The sequence below is a fragment of the Sorangium sp. So ce119 genome (assembly GCF_051524405.1).
GTDB classification, from domain to species: Bacteria; Myxococcota_A; Polyangia; order Polyangiales; family Polyangiaceae; genus Sorangium; species Sorangium cellulosum_G.
Window position 1 is genome coordinate 10,403,126 of record NZ_CP150310.1, and the last position, 18,065, is coordinate 10,421,190.

Annotated in this window: 18 protein-coding genes; 11 read left to right on the plus strand and 7 right to left on the minus strand. The window is 70.2% G+C overall.

Going from position 1 to position 18,065, the window contains the following annotated elements:
* Positions 1 to 15: 15 nt before the first annotated feature.
* Entirely contained in the window at positions 16 to 1,179 is a 1,164-nt protein-coding gene (locus WME76_RS39375) for a pyridoxal phosphate-dependent aminotransferase (protein WP_437957296.1), read from the minus strand.
* An 86-nt stretch (positions 1,180 to 1,265) separates the two neighbouring features.
* Between WME76_RS39375 and WME76_RS39380 the strand changes: the two genes are divergently transcribed.
* Both WME76_RS39380 and WME76_RS39385 read left to right on the plus strand, forming a co-directional pair.
* A complete protein-coding gene (locus tag WME76_RS39380) occupies positions 1,266 to 1,478 on the plus strand; it encodes a hypothetical protein (RefSeq protein ID WP_437957297.1) in 213 nt (70 codons plus the stop codon).
* Positions 1,479 to 1,680: 202 nt separating this feature from the next.
* Positions 1,681 to 3,315, plus strand: coding sequence for a glycoside hydrolase family 30 protein (locus WME76_RS39385; protein WP_437957298.1), 1,635 nt, complete (start codon positions 1,681 to 1,683; stop codon positions 3,313 to 3,315).
* A 199-nt stretch (positions 3,316 to 3,514) separates the two neighbouring features.
* Here the strand turns inward: WME76_RS39385 and WME76_RS39390 are convergent, their stop codons facing one another.
* The gene (locus tag WME76_RS39390; protein WP_437957299.1) at positions 3,515 to 6,604 is read right to left on the minus strand and encodes a PEP/pyruvate-binding domain-containing protein; all 3,090 of its coding nucleotides are present in this window, start codon (positions 6,602 to 6,604) and stop codon (positions 3,515 to 3,517) included.
* A gap of 290 nt (positions 6,605 to 6,894) precedes the next feature.
* Between WME76_RS39390 and WME76_RS39395 the strand changes: the two genes are divergently transcribed.
* The 7 genes from WME76_RS39395 to WME76_RS39425 all read left to right on the plus strand — a co-directional run bounded on the left by WME76_RS39395 (position 6,895) and on the right by WME76_RS39425 (position 9,990).
* A complete protein-coding gene (locus tag WME76_RS39395; protein ID WP_437957300.1) occupies positions 6,895 to 7,155 on the plus strand; it encodes an AbrB/MazE/SpoVT family DNA-binding domain-containing protein in 261 nt (86 codons plus the stop codon).
* Entirely contained in the window at positions 7,142 to 7,522 is a 381-nt protein-coding gene (locus tag WME76_RS39400) for a PIN domain-containing protein (protein ID WP_437957301.1), read from the plus strand. The genes WME76_RS39395 and WME76_RS39400 overlap by 14 nt, the downstream gene beginning before the upstream one ends.
* A gap of 109 nt (positions 7,523 to 7,631) precedes the next feature.
* Complete coding sequence (locus tag WME76_RS39405) at positions 7,632 to 8,039, plus strand: hypothetical protein (protein WP_437957302.1); 408 nt, start codon at positions 7,632 to 7,634, stop codon at positions 8,037 to 8,039.
* 276 nt (positions 8,040 to 8,315) lie between these two features.
* Positions 8,316 to 8,870, plus strand: coding sequence for a GNAT family N-acetyltransferase (locus WME76_RS39410; protein ID WP_437957303.1), 555 nt, complete (start codon positions 8,316 to 8,318; stop codon positions 8,868 to 8,870).
* A gap of 208 nt (positions 8,871 to 9,078) precedes the next feature.
* Complete coding sequence (locus WME76_RS39415) at positions 9,079 to 9,315, plus strand: antitoxin (protein WP_437957304.1); 237 nt, start codon at positions 9,079 to 9,081, stop codon at positions 9,313 to 9,315.
* 11 nt (positions 9,316 to 9,326) lie between these two features.
* A complete protein-coding gene (locus WME76_RS39420) occupies positions 9,327 to 9,710 on the plus strand; it encodes a PIN domain-containing protein (RefSeq protein WP_437957305.1) in 384 nt (127 codons plus the stop codon).
* A 22-nt stretch (positions 9,711 to 9,732) separates the two neighbouring features.
* A complete protein-coding gene (locus WME76_RS39425) occupies positions 9,733 to 9,990 on the plus strand; it encodes an SRPBCC domain-containing protein (protein WP_437957306.1) in 258 nt (85 codons plus the stop codon).
* A 47-nt stretch (positions 9,991 to 10,037) separates the two neighbouring features.
* Here the strand turns inward: WME76_RS39425 and WME76_RS39430 are convergent, their stop codons facing one another.
* Positions 10,038 to 10,256, minus strand: a complete 219-nt coding sequence (locus WME76_RS39430; RefSeq protein WP_437957307.1) for a hypothetical protein — start codon at positions 10,254 to 10,256, stop codon at positions 10,038 to 10,040.
* Positions 10,257 to 10,341: 85 nt separating this feature from the next.
* The gene (locus WME76_RS39435; RefSeq protein ID WP_437962207.1) at positions 10,342 to 10,701 is read right to left on the minus strand and encodes a VOC family protein; all 360 of its coding nucleotides are present in this window, start codon (positions 10,699 to 10,701) and stop codon (positions 10,342 to 10,344) included.
* 287 nt (positions 10,702 to 10,988) lie between these two features.
* On the opposite strand from WME76_RS39435, the gene WME76_RS39440 reads away from it, so the two are divergent.
* Complete coding sequence (locus tag WME76_RS39440) at positions 10,989 to 11,462, plus strand: cupin domain-containing protein (RefSeq protein ID WP_437957308.1); 474 nt, start codon at positions 10,989 to 10,991, stop codon at positions 11,460 to 11,462.
* Positions 11,463 to 11,604: 142 nt separating this feature from the next.
* Here WME76_RS39440 and WME76_RS39445 read toward each other — a convergent pair whose 3' ends face one another.
* Positions 11,605 to 12,333: a TetR/AcrR family transcriptional regulator gene (locus WME76_RS39445; protein WP_437957309.1), complete on the minus strand. Its 729-nt coding sequence runs from the start codon at positions 12,331 to 12,333 to the stop codon at positions 11,605 to 11,607.
* Between the two features lie 134 nt (positions 12,334 to 12,467).
* On the opposite strand from WME76_RS39445, the gene WME76_RS39450 reads away from it, so the two are divergent.
* Positions 12,468 to 13,337 carry an NmrA family NAD(P)-binding protein gene (locus WME76_RS39450; RefSeq protein WP_437957310.1) on the plus strand — a complete coding sequence of 290 codons (870 nt, stop codon included), beginning with the start codon at positions 12,468 to 12,470 and terminating at the stop codon, positions 13,335 to 13,337.
* Between the two features lie 135 nt (positions 13,338 to 13,472).
* Here WME76_RS39450 and WME76_RS39455 read toward each other — a convergent pair whose 3' ends face one another.
* Positions 13,473 to 17,360, minus strand: a complete 3,888-nt coding sequence (locus WME76_RS39455) for a protein kinase domain-containing protein (RefSeq protein ID WP_437957311.1) — start codon at positions 17,358 to 17,360, stop codon at positions 13,473 to 13,475.
* 252 nt (positions 17,361 to 17,612) lie between these two features.
* A complete protein-coding gene (locus WME76_RS39460; RefSeq protein ID WP_437962208.1) occupies positions 17,613 to 18,020 on the minus strand; it encodes a RidA family protein in 408 nt (135 codons plus the stop codon).
* Between the last annotated feature and the right edge of the window lie 45 nt (positions 18,021 to 18,065).

Here is an 18,065-nt window from a genome sequence, read left to right on the forward strand (position 1 = left end):
AGTCGCTCGGCCTCGTCACCGCGCGCGCTGCCAGGCGACGATCCGCGTCACCGCCTCGTCGACCTGCTCGACCGGGGCCGCGAAGGACAGCCGGACGTACCGCGCGCCGCCGGTGCCGTCGAAGTCCGTGCCCGGCGTGAGCGCCACGCCCGTGTCGGCGAGCAGCCGCTCGCACCACGCGACCGAGTCGTCGGTACCGACGTCGGCATAGAGGTAGAAGGCGCCGTCGGGCGGGGCGACCTCCCAGCCGAGCTCGGGGAGCCGGCGCAGCAGCAGGTCGCGCGCGGCCGCGTAGCCCTCCACCAGCCGGTCCGCCTCGGCGTACGCCTCGGGCGTCAGGGCCGCGAGCGCCGCGTGCTGCGCCAGGGCGGGCGGGCACAGCGCGAGGTTCCCTGCCAGCGCGTCGACAGGCGGGACGAGCTCCGGCGGCAGCACGAGCCACCCCAGGCGCCAGCCCGTCATGGCCCAGTACTTCGAGAAGCTCGAGACGACGATGGCGCCCGCGTCGACGTGGCGCGCCGCCGTCGCCTGGCGCCCGGCCCACGCGCCGTACGTGAGGCCGTGGTAGATCTCGTCGCTCACCAGCCGGACGCCGTGCTCGGCGCACCAGCGCGCGATCGTGTCGAGCTCCGCGGCGTCGATCATCGTGCCCGTCGGGTTCGCCGGGCTCGCCAGGATGAGGCCGTCGAGCTCTCCGCTGTCGTGCGCGGCCATGAGCTGCGACGTGGTCGGCTGGAAGCGGCTCTCCGGGCCGCACGGCAGCTCGACCGCCTCCACCCCGAGGGAGCGGAGGATGTTCCGGTACGCCGGGTAGCCCGGGCGAGCGAGCGCCACGCGGTCGCCCGGCTCGAACGCCGTGAGGAACGCGAGCAGGAACCCGCCCGACGACCCGGTGGTGAGCGCGATGCGCGACGGGTCGAGGTCCACGCCGTACCAGCGGCCGTAGTGCTCCGCGAGCGCGAGGCGCAGCGCCGGGATGCCGAGCGCCTCGGTGTACCCGAGGTCGCCGCTCGCCAGGAGCGCGGCCGCCCGCTCGCGCACGACGGCGGGCGCCCCTGAACCGGGCTGGCCCGCGCACAGGCTGATGACCGGCTCCCCCGCCGCGCGCCGCGCGTTGGCGGCGGCGAGCACCTCCATGACCGCGAACGGCGGCACCTGCGATCGGCGGCTGATCCTCACCGGGCCGCCCTGGATCGCGTGAAGCCGTGGTGGAGCGAGCTGCAGGGGGGAGCTATACGGAAGCTGGTCTTCATCAGGTGGAACACATGAGCGCGATTGCGGAGAAGCCCTGGGAATATAGCATCGAATCTCGGGGCGATGAGGTGAAAGCCATCATCCTGAACGGCTCATCGGCCATGTACATCACCGAAGTCTCGCTGTCGGAAGAGGAGATTCGATTGCTGAGGCAGGACAAGAATAACGCGGATCGGATCATCGAGAGGATAAAAAAAGACAGGTCCCGGTCGCCGGCGCGCTGAGCGGGCCCTGCGGCGCCGTCGTCGTCAGGAGCCGAGGAGTTCCCTCGTTGTGCAGCTCTTTCATCGGGGGAAATTGAACAGGGAGGCGGGGAGGCGGGGAGTATATTGAAGATTTTCCTCCCCGTCTCCCCGCCTCCCTGTAAATTTTCCGAGGAATTCGAGGGATCCCGCGCGTGCGTCCCTGAGGTAGCATGACGTCGCCATGCGCCAGACAGCACCCCCCGAAGCCGCACGCACGTCGCTGAAGATTCGAGCCCTCGTCGCGCCGCTCGCCGCGCTCGCCGTGGCCGTGTCGTGCTCCCCGAGCGATCCGGGCCCTTCGGTGGACCCCGCGGCAGCGGGGAGCGGCGGCCAGGGGGGAAGCGGAGGCAGCGCGGGAGGCAGCGCGACCGCGGGCTCCGGCGGCGGATCATCGAGCGGCGGCGCGTCGGGCGCGAGCGGCGGCGCGTCGGGCGGGAGCGGGGGCTCGCCGAGCGAGCCGCGCCCCGTGGTGACCGCTGCTCCGGGCACGGAGCTCGTCAGGATTGACACGGACGTGCTCCACCAGTCGTTCGAGGGCTGGGGCACGAGCCTGTGCTGGTGGGCCCATCACGTGGGCGGATGGGACGAAGCCAGGCGCAATGCCGTTGTCGACGCGGTCGTCGATCCGGTGAGCGGCCTCGGCTACAACATCTTCCGCTACAACATCGGTGGAGGGGAGAACCCGTCGCACGAGCACATGGAGAAGCATCGCGAGATGCCGGGGTTCCAGGGCGCCGACGGGACCTTCACGTGGGAGAACGACGCGAGCCAGCGCGCCATCCTCCTGCGCATCGCGGCGCGCGGGAAGGACCTGATCTTCGAGGCGTTCTCCAACTCTCCCCCGTACTGGATGACGAACAGCGGCTGCGCCTCGGGCAGCGGGAACGGCGGAGACAACCTGAAGGCCGACCGCTACGACGACTTCGCCCACTACCTCACGGAGGTCGTGCGTCATTACAGGGACGAGCACGCGATCACCTTCCGCTCGCTGGAGCCGCTGAACGAACCCCAGGCGAACTGGTGGAAATCGAACGGCTCGCAGGAAGGTTGCCACTTCGACCGGGCGAGCCAGGAGAAGATCATCCAGGAGGTGGCCGAGCAGCTCACCAGCAAGGGCCTCGTCGACACGGTGGTCAGCGCGTCGGACGAGAACAGCATGGATGATGCCGTCCGGAACCTCGGCGCGTTCGGCGCGGAGACGCTCGCCGCCTTCCAGCAGATCAACGTCCACTCGTACGCGGGCAGCCAGCGCAAGGAGCTGCGGCAGCTCGCGACCGCGCTCGGCAAGCGGCTGTGGCAATCGGAGTCGGGGCCGCTCGGGCAGAGCCTGAGCGACGACACGGACGCGGCGCTGTTCATGGCGGAGCGCATCATCCGGGACCTGCGTGACCTGAAGCCGGAGGCGTGGGTGGACTGGCAGTCGGGCGATCCGTCGCGCAGCTGGGCGAGCTTCACGCTGAACGACAGGGATCAGTCCTACACGCCCATCAAGCGCTTTTACATGCACGCCGGCTTCAGCCGCTACATCCGGCCCGGCGCCACCTTCGTCGAGGTCGACAGCGAGGACATGGTGGCGGCGGTGAGCGCCGACGGGGGCTCTCTCACGCTCGTGGTCCGCAACGGCGATCGCGACGCGAGCCGCGGCTACACGCTCGATCTCACCCGGCTCCCCACGGTCGGTCCCGCGGCGCAAGCGCACCGCACCTCGCGCACCGAGGACCTCGAGCGGCTCCCCGACATCGCGATCGAGGACTATCGCCTGGTGGTCACGGTCCCGGCCTTTTCCATCACCACGTTCGTCATCCCGATGCCCTGATCATCCCTCTGGAGCGACCCCCGACCCGGCGCTTCGACGTGATCCCGCCGGCCGAGGATCTGCCCTGACAGTGGGCTGATGGGCGCGGGAGAAGGATGCCGCCCAGCACGTGGGGCGGGCCAGCGGTCAACCTTGATGGCGCCCGCCCGCGCCGTGCGCTTCGACACCGTGCGCAGCGCGGGGGGCACCTGGACCGGGCTCAATCCACCGGGTGGAACACGCCGGCCGCGTCGAGGGTCCACATCGATGACGAGGTGTCGGGGGACATCCGGACGTAGATCAACCGGATGTCCTTCGCCTCCAGCTCGGCGACGAGCGCGGGATCGAGGCCGGGCTCGAGGCGGGGCTCGAAGACGAAGTCCTCCTCGGCGTTGTGGTGCTGCGGGCGGTACGTCTGCGCGTGGTAGCCCTTGAGCACGATCGGGCTGCTCGTCAGCCCCTCGATGCGCGTCTCCACCCATGTCTCGAGCGGCGCTGTGTAGATGACCACGAGGCCGTCCCGGGGGCGTGGCGGCCAGTAGAAGGACGTCGCCACCGCGACCCCGGAGTCCGACGAGAACGAGCGCTCCTGGAGCAGCGCGCCCTCCCTGGGCGGGCCGTCCGCAGGGCAGGGCGTGAGCGACACCGTCTCCGACGACACGGTGGTCGGGGTGCCGTCGAAGTCGAGCGCCGGCACGGGCGTCGCGTGGTCCGCGGAGAACGTCAGCGGGAGGTCGCGGAGCGTGAGCAGCGGGCCCACGGACGGCGGCAGCAGCGCGGGTAAGGGCGAGGCGGAGAGCCTGTAGGTGATCTCCGACGGCCCGTCGCCGACCACGAACGAGTCCGTGGCCACCTCGTCGGCGTACGTGTGCGACGCGGCCGGCCACGCCGCCGGGCTGCCCGAGAGCGTCGCTACCGACCCCCCGGACGGGTAGGCGAGGGACGCGTCCTCGAAGAGCGTGCTCGCGAGGGCCTCCGGCGTGAGGAACGCATTCTTCGTCGAGAGGCTCGCGCGCACCTTGAGCCGGTGGTTCGCGAACACGTCGCCGTACTCGCCCTGGAACGTGCAGACCTCCTGCGGCTCGTCGAGCAGGAACGGCGTGAGCGTCGGGGTCGTCGCCGGCAGCGCGACCTCGCGCACCTGCTTCACGACGAGCTCACCGGGCTTCATCTTCTTGAACTCGACATCGAGCAGGTACGACGCCCTGTCCGGGTACACCTCGCGGAACCTCTCGTCGACCCGGCCGAGCAGGGCGCCGAGCGCGCTGTAGTCGTCCTCCCATTGCATGACGTGGCCGCCGAGCGGGACGAGCGTCGAGCCGGACGTGAGATGGATGTTGAACCCTGCACCATAGTCGCTCATGGTCACGACCTCCGGCAGCGCGCCCCCCTCCGGGTTGGTGACCGACGTCGCCCCGAGCTGCGTCACCAGCATGACCTTCAGCCAGTCCTCGGCGCCTCGCGAGAGCGTCGCGACGCCGTTCGCCATCTCGTCCTCGTCAGGATAGGCGTGGTGGACCAGGACCCCCATCCCGACCTCGTCCTCGTTCACGCCGTAGAGGAGCCGGGCGAGGAAGGCGTTGTCGTTGTAGAAGCTCGCGTACACCTTGCGGATCGCGCGAAAGACGCCCCGCTCCTCGTCCTCGTCCGGGTCGCAGCGGCTCGGCCCCACCTCGTCGGCGTCCTGGTCGTCCGCCAGGCAGCCGCTGTAGCTGTCGTACAGGCCCGCGCCGGTGAAGACGGCGCTGTCCTCCACGTTCGTCGAGCTCCGGAAGCGGATCTTCCGCGTGGGCGAGAAATCGGCGAGCGCCGCCTCGACCGCCTGCCGCTGCCCGGCGGAGAACGTCGCATCCCTGGTGATCCGCGCCCGGATCGCCGCGAGATCGGACTTGAGCGCCCCCATGTCGGGCGGATAGGCGTAGCCGTCGAGCCGCGCCGCGATCTCGGCGCGCAGGGTGCTGCCCCCGGGCATGGCCTGATCGAGGAAGTCGTCCCAGAGGTCGAACGACAGCGCGATCGCCGTGTCGGAGGCCTCCGGGATCGCGTCCCGCAAGAGCCCGAAGTTCGCGGCCTTGCCCCCGAAGTGGACGATGTCCGCGGGGCCGAGATCCTCGGTCGACCCGGAATACGCGCCGAGGGGCTCCTTGGGCCTCAGCGCGAGGTCGCCGGGCCGCTTCAGCGAGAGGAGCTGCTCCCTGTCCGCCGGCGCGATCTTCCCCTCGGCGTCGAGGAGCACGACCTGGCATCCGCCCCAGTTCGGCGAGGCGCGCATCGCGATCTCCTTGCCGTCGAGGGCCTTTGCCTGCGCGGCCCGCTCCGGATCGCCGATGTACACGAACGGGATGCCGAACGAGGTGGCCAGGATCGCTGTGTGCGCGTTCGGGGTGGAGGGAGACAGCGAGACGATGCCCGCCACATGAGGCACCTCTGCGGGCACCGAGTCCGTGAGGAGGATGTCCTCGGCCCGGAGCTCGCCGCTCGCGTAGGCGGCGTCGATCGCGTCCGGGGACACGTAGCGGAGCCGGCCCACGGCCCAGCCCGCCGCATAGCACGCGTCGCCCTTCAGCCACCGCTCGACCGAGCTCACGGGGAAGCCGCTCTCCGCGAAGAGCTCGCTGTTCTCCGCGGCCGACGCGGCCTGCTCGTGCGTCGGGAAATAGAAGGGCTGCGCGCCGTCCGCCTCGACGACGCTGGCCTTCACGAGCTCGAGGACGATGCGCGCCATCTCGGGGTGGTAGGCGTCCTGCCGGACGAGCTGGATGCCGTACTCCGCCGCGCTCACCGTCCACGGCGGGAAGAGCACCGCGCCGAGGATCGCCTGCTGTCCCTCCTCGTGGAGCGAGACCTGGTCGTACTCGGCCTGGGTCATCCCGAAGAACGGGTCGAGGCGCGCCGTGGCGAACTCGCCGTGGAACTGGTACTTGCTGCTATCCTGGTAATAGACCCTGGTGGGGTCGTGCATCAGGACGGTGAACTTCACCCAGCGCGGCGCGTCTTCGTTCGCGGTGGACACGAAGGGATCGTCGGAGAAGCTGATCTGGTTCTTCCAGTCCTTGGACGGGGTGATCTCGATCGGATAGGTGTCGACGGGCCACGTGAAGCCGACGTCTCCTCCTGCGCCGCCGTTCCCCCCGCCTTCGCCGCCCGTACCGCCAGCTCCGCCGGTGGCGCCGCTGGTGGCGCTGCCGCCGCCCGCGGCTCCTGCGCCTCCGGAGCCTCCTCCGGGGTCGTCGCTGCAAGCGGCGAGGGGCCCTGCGCTCAGCAGCGCGAGCGCCAGACAGGTCCATCGACCGATTCGTTGAAACCTCATGGTCGACTCCTCGGTACAACGAACGTGCCACCGTTACATCGAGGGCGCCTGCGCGCGGCGCGGCGGGACGTTCATGTCATGAGCTTGGCTCACGCAGGCACAGCCGCCGGTTGGCTGGCAGCGCGGAGATCCGGCGGCAGGACCGGTCTCAGCGGTGGAGTACGGAGGAGAAGCGCCCAGCGGGGCCGCTTCCTCGGCTCGGAGAGGCTGGGAATCGCGGGGGGTCGGGCTCATCGACGGGTCGAACGACCGCCCTTGCTCGGGGCTCATTACCGTGGTACTGTGCCAGGATGAAGCTCGCGCAGTCCAGGGTCACGGCTCAGGGGCAGATCTCGGTTCCCGCCGAGGTGCGCAAGCGCCTCGAGCTGGTGCCGGGATCCATCTTGGAATGGGATGCCGAAGGTGATCGAATCACCGTGCGGCGCGTTGGTCGGCACAGCTTCGAGGACCTTCACCGGGCACTGTTCTCGCAGGAACCCCAGCCGCGAAGCCTCGAGGATCTCAAGGAAGGCATCAGGCAGCGCACGAGGGCCCGCCATGCGCGCCGTTGACACGAATGTCCTCGTTCGCTTGCTGGCACGCGACGACGCAAAGCAACTCGCCGCTGCCGAGGCCTTCGGGCAAACAGGTGCATGGATCTCCCATCTCGTGCTCATGGAAGCCGTTCGTGTCCTGGACTCCGTGTACCGCGTCGAACCGGAGCAGATCGGGAACGGAGTAGAGATGCTGCTGGACCACAACTGCATGGTCGTCCAGGACGCCGACGTGGTAAGGGCGGCTGTCGCGCAGTTCCGCGAGCACCCCGGCCTGGGCTTCTCCGATTGTTTGATCCTCGAGGTCGCACGCGCAGCGGGCCACGTCCCACTTGGAACCTTCGATCGCGGACTCGCAAAACTGCAGGGTGCTCAAAAGCTATGACCACATCGCCCATCCGCGAGAACGGGGGTGAGCCCAACAAGCAGCTGCTGCCGACGGCGCTGCGCGCCGCGGCAGACCGGCAGATCGTCGGGCGGGCAGCCAGTCATCGATGTGCGTTCTCCGTGTAAGCGGGTCGAGGTTCGATCCCCAGGGCTACCTCCGGACGTCGAAGCTCCGGCCTTCGAGCGTGTTCCTGGCGGGCACGCCTCGCCTCGTGACGAAGCCGGACGGGGTCAAGCACACGCGCTCCGGCTTCACCGTGACGGTGAGCGACGCGGAGTGGACGCTGCGGGACCAGGCGCACGACGCATGCTCTTTCCTGGCTGTACACGAGGCGGAGCTCGCGACGCTGAGCTCCTTGCCCGAAGTCGAGGACGTGAGGCTCGACTTTCCGATCGAGAAGCGCGATGTCCTGGCGCAGTCCGAGTGCTTTCCTCCCGCGCTCGTTCGTACGGCCGGCCGCGCCGGGATCGGGCTCGAGCTCACGATGTACCTCTGCACGGAGGACGAGACGTGATCGAGACGCCGTCACGCCTGCGCGCCTGCGCGCCATGCGACGAATGCGGCAGCGCCTACTTCACCGATTCGTCGCAGATGGCCGGCCTTTGCGCCGAGTGTGCTCACCACCTGTACGGGTACCCGGAGTGCGTTCACGCGTTCGTCGAGCGCCGCTGCTCACGCTGCGGATGGGACGGCTCGCGCTCCGCGTACCTCCGGGGCCGTCTCGGTGAGGAACGGTGAGACCCGCAGACCGCCCGGCAGGCTGGCGTCGTCGCCACATAACGAGGAAGAGATGAACATCTCCATCATTGACGCATGGCGCACGCGGGAAGCGCGTGAGTTCTTCCGGAACGTCTGGCCGATGTATGTCCACGAGCTCTCCGGCTTCGATTCGAACTTCTACGTTCTGGACGAGGCCGGTCGATGGCAACCGGACATCGTCGACGATTGGGTCTCCAGCGTGACGCCGCCCGACAACCTGCGAACTCCGCGGTCGGAGCAGGACCCGATGCAGCCGTTCCAGCGAACGCACGTCATCACGAGCGACACCCGACCGGTCGGGTTCGTGTGTATCGGCCTGCGACCGTTCAGATACATGCCGGACGACGTCGATTTCTGCATCGCGGAGTTCTTCTTGATCCACGGGAGCCGTGGCACCGGCGCGGGCCGTCATGCGCTCCAGTTGCTGCTCCATCGGTATCCAGGGCGGTGGCACCTCAGTGCCATTCATGACAACGCTCGGGCGATCCGGTTCTGGACCAAGACACTGCCGCTCCTTGGGGTGAGAGAGCTTGAAACACGGCACGAGAGTGGCGATGTGACCTGGCGGTTCGTGGCAGAGCGTTGACGTGCGCTGGGCTGCCGTACCTCTCGAATGAACCCGACGGCGCTTCGCGTCGCGGGTCACTCCGTCGTTGGACGGACCGACGAGCGAGCGAGCTCAATACCGGGCGCGAGGCAGGCGCGGGCAGGTGGCCGCGACATCCGCCGGGTGCGGGGCATCCTCACCAGACCCGCTTGACAGATGTATATACGTATATATATACTTTCAGGCTATGGGAGCGATCCGGGCAAAGATTTTTCAGAACGGAGGAAGTCAGGCGGTCAGGCTTCCCAAGGAGTATCGGTTCCCCGAGGGTGAGGTGCTCATACGACGCGAAGGGCGCCGCGTGATCCTGGAGCCGCTGGACGAATGGCCTGCGAGCTTCCGCGCCTGCCTGGGGGCGTGGCCGGATGAGATCGACCGACCCGAGCAGGGTTCCGTCGACGACATCGAGGATCCGTTCGCGTGATGCTCCGGTACATGCTCGACACCGACACCGTCAGCTACGCCCTCCGCGGTCTCGGCGATGTTTCTACGCGGCTGCTCGAGCACAAGCCTTCGGAAATTTGCATGAGCGTGATCACGCTCGCGGAGCTGCGATATGGTGCTGATCGTCGCGGCTCTCGTAAGTTGCACGCCATCATCGACGCTTTCGCCGCAGGTGTGACGGTTGTCTCGTTCGACGAGGCAGCGGCGGCGCGGTTCGGTACAGTTGCCGCAGCTCTCGTCCGCCAGGGCACGCCGATCGGCAAATTCGATGCGCTGATCGCGGCGCATGCGCTCGCGCTCGACCTGACCTTCGTGACGAACAACACCAAGCACTTCAGCCGGGTTGACGGATTGCGGATCGACAACTGGGCCTGAGACGTGGCCGCCCGGCAAACCAGTGCTGCCGGCGGCGCACCCCAACGAGAGTGTCTTCCGGGAGATCCAGCCCGATACCAGGATCGTGATCGAGCACGTGGTGAAGCCATGGTACAGGCTCACAGTGACGCTGACCCCTCGCGGAGACCAGACACACCTGGCCTGGGTCCAGGAGTTCGAGAGCCCCGAGGTCGCCGCGCGGATGCGCCCCCTCAGCGGAACTGCCAACGAGCAGGTCCTCGACCGGCTGGAAGCGCTGCTCGCGAGTGGAAGTTCCTGAGGCCGAACCAGGCGATGCAGCGGATGGCTGTGCGCCCGGCCGCCCGTTCAATCGGTGTGTCGCCCGCTGCGGCGGTTCGTGGCATACGGCAGCACGAACAGGTACAGACCGCTGAACAGGAGTATGACGAGCGGGAAAAGCGCCAGGAAGCCCACCCAGACGGGCGTCTTCTCCTGTCCCATGGCGACGATGTTGACGATGACGGCCGCCGTGAAGACGATGGACAACCAGCGATGGATCTGCCGAACCCATTGGTCCCAGTTCAAGGGGATCTCCTCTGAAGACGAGCCCGAAGCGACCGAGGACGTGACCTGCTGCGGACGCGATCTGCGCGCGTAACCCGCACCTGCCTCAGCGGCGCGACTGGATCATCTTCCACCCGTTGCCCGAAGGATCCCGGAAGCCGGCGTCCACGGTGCCGAAGCGCTCCACGGGCTCCTGCGTGAACTCCACGCCACGGGCGCGCATCCGGTCGTAGGCGGCGCGGCAGTCGTCGACCATCAGCACGAGCGGCGGCATCGCGCCCTTCGCCACGATCTCGCGCAGCGTCTGCGCGGTCCCCGCGTCGAGCGTCGGCGGCCCCGGCGCGAAGAGCCCGAGCTGGAAGGACGGCTGGTCCGGGTGCTGCACGGTGAGCCAGCGGTAGTCGCCGGCCCGCGCGTCGGTGTGGACGCGGAATCCGACCTGGGACGCGGCGTGGCAGCAGCGCAGCCAGCACCGTGGGCTTCCCGACGTCTTCCGGTGGGCGGGCGGAGCGCGGAGCGCGGAGGCGGGCGTGAACGGCCGCCGCAGCAGACCAGGTTCCGATCCCACCCTCGACGTGGCACAATGGCGCGGCCAATGACAGGGCTTCCCACAGGAGCGGGACGGAGAGCAAGCACGAAGGTGCACGCCGTCTCCAGGCCTGGCGAGCACGACGTCGGAGCCAGTCGACCGTCGCTCCTGCGCGCAGCCGCCAACGAGACCGCCGAGGCTCTCGAGAACGAAGGAGAAGACAGGTGACCAAGCCAGGTCCAGTGATCGCTTCGGATGTTCCGCCCCGCGCCAAGCCGTCGAACTACCCGGAGCCGTTCGCCTCACGCGTCGCCGGCCGGCAGAAGCAGGTCCTGGGTGATGTCTTCGGGCTCAAGAACTTTGGCGTGAATCGCACGACCTTGAAGCCCGGCGCAGCGTCAGCCCTGCGTCACTGGCACTCGGTCCAGGATGAGTTCATCTACATTCTCTCGGGCCATCCCATGCTCATCACCGATGCAGGAGAGACGACGCTCCACCCCGGCATGTGCATGGGGTTCAAGGGGGGAGAGCCCGACGGGCATCATCTGGTGAACCGGTCGACGGAGGATGTCGTGTACCTCGAGGTCGGAGATCGTCTGCCGGGTGATTCCGGGTCGTACCCGGACGATGATCTGAAGGCGGTCATGGGGGCTGACGGCAAGTGGCAGTTCCAGCGCAAGGATGGGTCGCAGTACTAGCGGTCAGCGCGCCTGACAGGCGGCTGGGGCTGACGAGCGCCTGCCGGGGCTCGCGGATCTCCCGCGGTCGTTGGGCATCACGAGGCGCAGATGGCGAAGTGGGTGAAGCAGGCCGCCGCGGTGCCTGGCTGGGTCCCGTAGCTCACGCGCCCGAGCGCGCGAGTCGATCGAGGAGCTCGGTGAGGAGGTGTCGCTCGCCCGGGGTGAGGACCGCGGCGTCGTCGAGCGAGGCCCGCAGCGCGATCGCCGCCTCCGCGGCGCCGGGACGACCCGTGATCGGCTCGGCGGACGTGATCGCCGCGATCACGCTCTCGCGCGCGGCGACCGAGAGGCCGAGATCGCGGCGGTCCTCGGGCATGCCGAGCAGGACAAGGACCGTCCCGACCCCCGAGGCGCGCACCAGGTTCACGGCGCGCTCCTCGGGGACCCGCAAGCGCCCGGCCTGGGCCAGCCGCTGGATCCGCCGCTCCAGGATCGCGAGGCCCGAGGCGACGACCGGCGAGCGGTGACCCGGGCGCGGATCGCCGTTCATGAGCGCGAAGATCGCGGGGTGCGCGAGGCTGAACGCGACGTTGAAGTCCCAGCCCGCGCGCAGATCCTCGAGCGGATCGGCGAGCGGCACGTGCGCCTGCTTCTGCGCGATGTACCTCGCGAGGCCGTGCTCGGCCACGGCGTCGAGCAGGCCGCGCTTGTCGCCGAAGAGCCGGTAGATCGTGGGCGCCTGCACGCCCGCGGCGGCGGCGACGGCGCGCGTCGTCAGCGCGTCGCGGCCGCCCTCGGCGAGGAGCTCGGCGCCCGCCGCGATGATCCGCGCGCGCACGACGTCGTGGCCGCCGACCTCGTCGGCGACGGGGGGCATCGGCCGACCCATGTCCCTGCCTACCGCGATGTTGTTAGCGGCGATAGCAGATTCTTGTTAGCGGTATGAAACGGTGCTAACGTCGTTCTCGTATCAACGATAACAGGGCCGCGATGCGGGCGGCCCGCGACCAGGGAAGAGGTCCCATGATCATCGTCACCGGAGCGACGGGCCAGCTTGGCCAAGGCATCGTGGAGCGCCTGCTCGAGCGCGTCGGCGCGGGCCAGATCGGGGTCAGCGTGCGCGATCCGAGGAAGGCCGAGGACCTCGCCTCGCGCGGGGTGCGCGTGCGGCGCGGGGACTTCGACGACGCCGCGAGCCTCCGCGACGCGTTCGAGGGCGCGTCGCGGGTGCTGATCGTGTCGTCGAACGCCCGCGCGTCCGGCGGCGACCCCATCGCCCAGCACCGCGCGGCGCTCGCGGCCGCGCGCGAGGCCGGCGCCCGGCGGGTCCTCTACACGAGCCACATGGGCGCGAGCGCGACGTCGGCGTTCCCGCCGATGCACGACCACGCGGCGACCGAGCCCTTGCTCGAGGCCGCGGGGCTGCCGTTCACGTCGCTCCGCCACGGCTTCTACGCCGCGACCGCGGTCGAGCTCGTGCGCCGCGCGCTCGCGAGCGGAGAGCTCGTCGCGCCCGAGGACGGCAAGGTCTCGTGGACGGCGCGCGAGGATCTCGCCGAGGCGGACGCGATCGTCCTCGCCTCGGAGGCGACCCGCTTCGAGGGGCCGACGCCGGCCCTCACCGGCCCGGAGGCGCTCGATCTCGCCGACCTGGCGGCGATCGCGTCCGACCTCACGGGCCGCGCGATGAAGCGCGTCACCGTGCCCGACGACGCGTACCGCGCGAGCCTCGCCGCGCGGGGCGTGCCGGAGCCCATCCAGGACCTGACCCTCGGCATGTTCGTCGCCAGCCGTCAGGGGGAGTTCGCGCGCGTCGATCCTGCGCTGGAGCAGCTCCTGGGGCGCCCTCCGCGCCGGGTGCGCGAGCTCCTCGCCCGCGCGCTCTCGCGCTGACCCTCGTCCCACCCCGGTGCGCGAGCGTCACGACGTCTCTTCATCGGACGCCTCTGAGCGGCGCCCGGCGGGCGTCGCGACAAAGCGCGTTCGAGCGCGCAGATGCCGAAGCGCACCGCCCTCCGAGCTGGTCTGCTAGGTATCGCCGTCGTCCAACCACCGCCGCGATAGCTCGAGGACCCGGGCGTTCTCGGGGACTCCCTCCAGGTATTTCCGGCGGAGCGAGCCGTCGGGGATCGCGGCCGCCTGGGCGAGCAGGTGATCCCTCGCGCCGCGGAGTGTCGCGCGAGACCGCTCGTGCTCCCCGGCGGCGTGGAGGACCTCGGCGTGGACCAGACGCGCGAACCCGCCCCGGAAGCCGAATGCGGTCTCCTGGCAGGCGTACCGCGCCATCGCCGCTTCGGCGGCGGCGAGGGCCTCTGCGGTGCGCCCCCAGGCGTGCAGGGTCGCCGCGAGCTCGACCCCGGCGGCCAGCTGGTCGATCGGCAGGGCCAGCTCCGATTCCAGCACGGCAACCGCCTCGCGCTCGGCCCTCTGGAGCTCCCCCCGGCGGCGCAAGACAGCGGCGTTCGCGAGGCGCCCCGCGGCCTCCTCGACCCCGAGCCCCAGCTCGAGGCTCCGCGCGATGAACTCGGACGCCTCTCGCTGGGCCTGCTCCAGCGCGCCGGCGTCGGCCAGCGCAAGGATCGAGCACACAGCGGCCTGCGCGGTGCCGAGGCCCAGGAGCCCGGCCTGGCCCGCCTCGAGCTCGCGCCTCGCCTCCGCGAAGGCGCCGAGCACCCACCATCCGATGCCGGCGATGCACCGGGCGATCGAGACGCCCTGCCGGTGTTCGGCCTGGGCGAAGAGCCCCACCGACGCCCGGGCAGCCTGGGCAGAGCGCCAGAGGACGCCCGCACCGCTCCACGCGCCGACGCCATCGCTCAAGAGCAGCCACGCGCGCGCGACGACATCCTGCGCGACGGCGGTCGCGAGCCGCGCGTGACCGCACCGCGCGACGCTTTCCATCAGGTCCCCTCGGCCGCCCAGCGTGAGGATGGCGCAGGCATTCATGTAACCGAAGGCCACCTGCGTCATCGAATCCGGCGGTGGCGCCGTATCCCGCCCCGCGAGCATGGCGCTTGCGAACTCCTCCATTCGCGCTGGGTGTCGGGACAGGATGCACCGCAACGCCGCGCCGATCATCGCGGGGAAGCTCCCCGGGACGGCGACGCGCAGGAGCTCCTCGCTGCAGGCGCCGGCTGCCGCCCACTCGCGCCGCAATCCGTGCGTGTTGCAGAGCAAGCCCAGCAGCGCGACGCGCGCCGACGCCGGGATATCCCCCTCGAGTCCGCGCCGCGACAGCGCGATGGCCGTCTCGGTGTCTCCGCCGTGGTTCGCTTGCTCCGCTGCGCGCAGGTAGTAAGCCCCGGCGCGGGCCAGCTCCCCGCCGCGACGAAAGTGCTCGGCCAGCACCAGCGGATCGCTCTCCCCGTGCTGCTCCAGCCACTCCGCGGCCAGGCGATGCCCCAGCTTGCGGTCGTTATCCGTCAGCGTCGCATAAGCGCTCTCGCGCAGCAGCGCGTGCCGGAACGCGAGCTCGGTCTGCCCGGGGAACCGGCTCTCCATCCGGTTCACGAGGAGCTCTTGCTCGACGAGGGTCGAGAGCCCGCGGCGTAAATCATCGGTGGACCAGGTGCCCGTGAGCAGCGCCTCCAGGGCGCCCGACCAGCACACCTCGCCGAACACGCTCGCCGCCCGCAGCGCCCGCCGCGCGCCGGCCTCGAGCGCCGCGAGCCGCGCCTCGATCATCGCCAGCACGGTCTCCGGCAGCGTCTCGCCCTGGCCAGCGGCGACCGCGCGGATCAGCTCCTCGAGGTAGAACGCATTCCCTTGAGCCTGCGCCACCAGGCGCTGCACCGTGCCGGGGTGTACCGCGTCGCCGAGCGACAGCCGCACCAGCCGCTCGCTCGCCCTGGGGGACAGCGCCCGGAGGCAAATCTCATGAACGCCGAGCCTGGGGAACAGATCGTGGACCTCGGGACGGGCCAGCGCCACGACCATCCAGGGCTGATCCTGGAGCTCTCGCAACGCCGCATCGACGAACCGGACCGTCGGCAGATCGCCCCAGTGCAGGTCGTCGAGCACGATGAGCACCGGATGCGCGGCCGTCTCGGCGCGGAGCAGGTCGATCCAGGCTCGGCGCATCTGATCGCCCATGAGCTGCGCGTCCTGCCGCGCCGCCCGGAGCACCGGGCTCTGCTCATCAGGGAATGGGGTGCTCAGGAGCTCTCCGAGGAACTCCGTAACACGCCCCCGCTCCGCCTCCGGCACATGCGCGGCCACGCGCCGCCGGAGCGCGTGCTGCCGCGCGCCGATCGGCGACCCATCACGGACGCCGAGCGCGCTCCGCAGCGCCTGCCCGAGCAGGCCGAAGGGCGAGCCTGCCCGCATCGGATCGCCGCGGCCGAGCCAGAGCGCCACCTGGACGCCGCGCTGCTGGATCCGGAGCACCATCTCGTGCGCGAGGCGTGATTTCCCTGTCCCCGCCGGCGCCGTCACCAGCACCGCCTGCGACCGTGGCTCGTCGATGCACCCGGCCCAGAGCGTCTCGAGCATCGCGAACTCGGTGTCACGGCCAACGCACGCCGTCCGCTCTCCGAGCAGCGTGCGCGCCCCGGTGGTGATCTCCAGCTCGCCGCGCAGCCAGGCGATTCCCTCGACGCCGCCCTCCAGCTTGAAGCGGGCCTCCAGGACCCGGGCGGTCACCTCGTCGACCGCGATCGCCGGCTCGCGCGGTGACGGTGGATGCCTGGCGAGCAGCCCGACGGCGCGGTCGATCGCGCCGCCGATGGGCCGCTTTGTCACGGCCGTCGCGCGTCCGGTCGCGAGCGCCATCGGGCGGCCGGGCAAGAGCGCGCGGAGCGCGAGCGCGCAGCGCGCCGATCGCACCGCCTGGTCAGCGGCCATCGCGCCGACGAGGGTCACGATCAGCGAGCCGTCCGTGAGCCTCTCCAGCGTCCCCCCGTGCGCGACGACCACCCGGCTGAGCTCGGGGTCGATGGCCATCGCCACGGTCGGTCTTGCCGTGGGCCTCGCGCCGGCATCGAACGGCTGCTCCAGGCCGATCAGCACCACGCAGAGCAGAAGCCGCTCGTCCCAGGTGAGCGCCGAGGGCTCTCTGCCCGCCAGCACCTCGGCCGTCGGCGCTGGCGACGTCGCCAGCCCGCGGTCGATGGCGGCGAGCTCCGCCGCGACCGCCGCGCCGTCGCGGGGGCGCCAGGAAGGCTCCTTGGCCAGCATCCTCGATACCAGCGCGTCGAGGTGCGGGCTCACCTCGGGACGAAGCTCGCGCAGCCGAGGCACCTCCTCGAGCAGGATCTTCACCAGCACGGCCATGAGATGCTCGCCCAGGAACGCGCCCCTGCCGGTCAAGCACTCGAACATCACGCAGCCCAGCGAGAAGACGTCGGCCCGCGCGTCGATCTCTGCCCCTCCCCGTGCCTGCTCTGGTGCCATGTACCCTGGCGTGCCGATGAACATCCCGTCTCCGGTCAGCCGGGTGGCGCCGCCGATGTGGGCGATCCCGAAATCGAGCAGCTTGACTTGCTCGACGTGACCGCCCACCAAGAACAGGTTGCTGGGCTTGATGTCGCGATGGATGACGCCGCGCGCGTGCGCCGCCGCGAGCGCCTCGGCCACGCGCCGGACGAGCACCACCGCCTCGCCGGCCGTGAGCTCGCCGCGCTTGAGGCGGGGAGTGAGCTCCTCGCCGTCGAGCCACTCCATGACCAGGTAGGGGTTGCCCGCGCCCGTCACGCCATGCGCGATGTAGTGGACGATCCCGGGGTGCCGGAGCTCGGAGAGGACGCGCGCCTCGCGCTCGAAGCGGCGCCCCTCCGAGGCCTGTCCGCGGAGAAGCACCTTGATCGCCACGGTCTCGCCGCTACGGCGATCCCGCGCCTGGAAGACCTCGCCCATGCCCCCCGCCCCGGCGCGACGCAGCAGCTCGTACTGGTCGTCGATGATGTCTCCAGCGCGCATTTCACGCGCAATATAGTCGACAGAGCACCTGTGCGGAGCGCGGTGCGCGCGCTGTTCTGGCTTCGCGGCGCGCTCGGCAGGCTCTTCGGCTGGATCCCCGCGCGATCCCGGGCCGAGTACTCGCTCCAAACGCGCGGTCCGGCGGACGACGTGCTCGCCACGTGCCCCGCGCTCGGCATGGCTTCCTCGCCTGCCCTCATGGAAGGCGTCGATACCCTCCTGAATCGTCGAGCGCGTGGCGACCGCGGTGCATCACGAGCTCATCAGGGCGGCGGTCAGGTCCAGCTCGACGAGCTGACCGGCGAAGCCGAGCGAGGCGACCCCGAGCAGGGTGCTGGCCGAACCGAAGGCCGGGCCGAGCGCCGAGGCGTTCAGTCGCCGCCACACCGCGTCCAGCACCTGGTGGTCGTCGCTGACCACGTAGATCACCGAGCGCACCACGTCGGCGGGCTGCGCCCCGACCGCGGCCAGGACGGTCATGGCGTTCGCCGCCACCTGGTCGGCCTGCGCGAGGTGGTCGCCCGCGCCGACCAGGTTGCCCTCGAGGTCGAGCGGGCACTGGCCGGCGAGGAAGGCCAGCCGGCCCGCCTCGACGATCGTGACGTGGTGATAGCCGGGAGTCTCATGGACGCCGGACGGATTCATCTTACGCACGCGCATCGAGAGCTCGCCCTCCATCCTCATTGTGCTCGAGTGTCGCCAGGA

Coding starts and splice junctions, on each gene's coding strand:
- WME76_RS39380 (WP_437957297.1), top strand. CDS start 1,266: ATGAGCGCGATTGCGGAGAAGCCCTGGGAATATAGCATCGAATCTCGG.
- WME76_RS39385 (WP_437957298.1), top strand. CDS start 1,681: ATGCGCCAGACAGCACCCCCCGAAGCCGCACGCACGTCGCTGAAGATT.
- WME76_RS39390 (WP_437957299.1), bottom strand. CDS start 6,604: ATGAGGTTTCAACGAATCGGTCGATGGACCTGTCTGGCGCTCGCGCTG.
- WME76_RS39395 (WP_437957300.1), top strand. CDS start 6,895: ATGAAGCTCGCGCAGTCCAGGGTCACGGCTCAGGGGCAGATCTCGGTT.
- WME76_RS39400 (WP_437957301.1), top strand. CDS start 7,142: ATGCGCGCCGTTGACACGAATGTCCTCGTTCGCTTGCTGGCACGCGAC.
- WME76_RS39405 (WP_437957302.1), top strand. CDS start 7,632: ATGTGCGTTCTCCGTGTAAGCGGGTCGAGGTTCGATCCCCAGGGCTAC.
- WME76_RS39410 (WP_437957303.1), top strand. CDS start 8,316: ATGAACATCTCCATCATTGACGCATGGCGCACGCGGGAAGCGCGTGAG.
- WME76_RS39415 (WP_437957304.1), top strand. CDS start 9,079: ATGGGAGCGATCCGGGCAAAGATTTTTCAGAACGGAGGAAGTCAGGCG.
- WME76_RS39420 (WP_437957305.1), top strand. CDS start 9,327: ATGCTCGACACCGACACCGTCAGCTACGCCCTCCGCGGTCTCGGCGAT.
- WME76_RS39445 (WP_437957309.1), bottom strand. CDS start 12,333: ATGGGTCGGCCGATGCCCCCCGTCGCCGACGAGGTCGGCGGCCACGAC.
- WME76_RS39450 (WP_437957310.1), top strand. CDS start 12,468: ATGATCATCGTCACCGGAGCGACGGGCCAGCTTGGCCAAGGCATCGTG.
- WME76_RS39455 (WP_437957311.1), bottom strand. CDS start 17,360: ATGCGCGCTGGAGACATCATCGACGACCAGTACGAGCTGCTGCGTCGC.
- WME76_RS39460 (WP_437962208.1), bottom strand. CDS start 18,020: ATGCGCGTGCGTAAGATGAATCCGTCCGGCGTCCATGAGACTCCCGGC.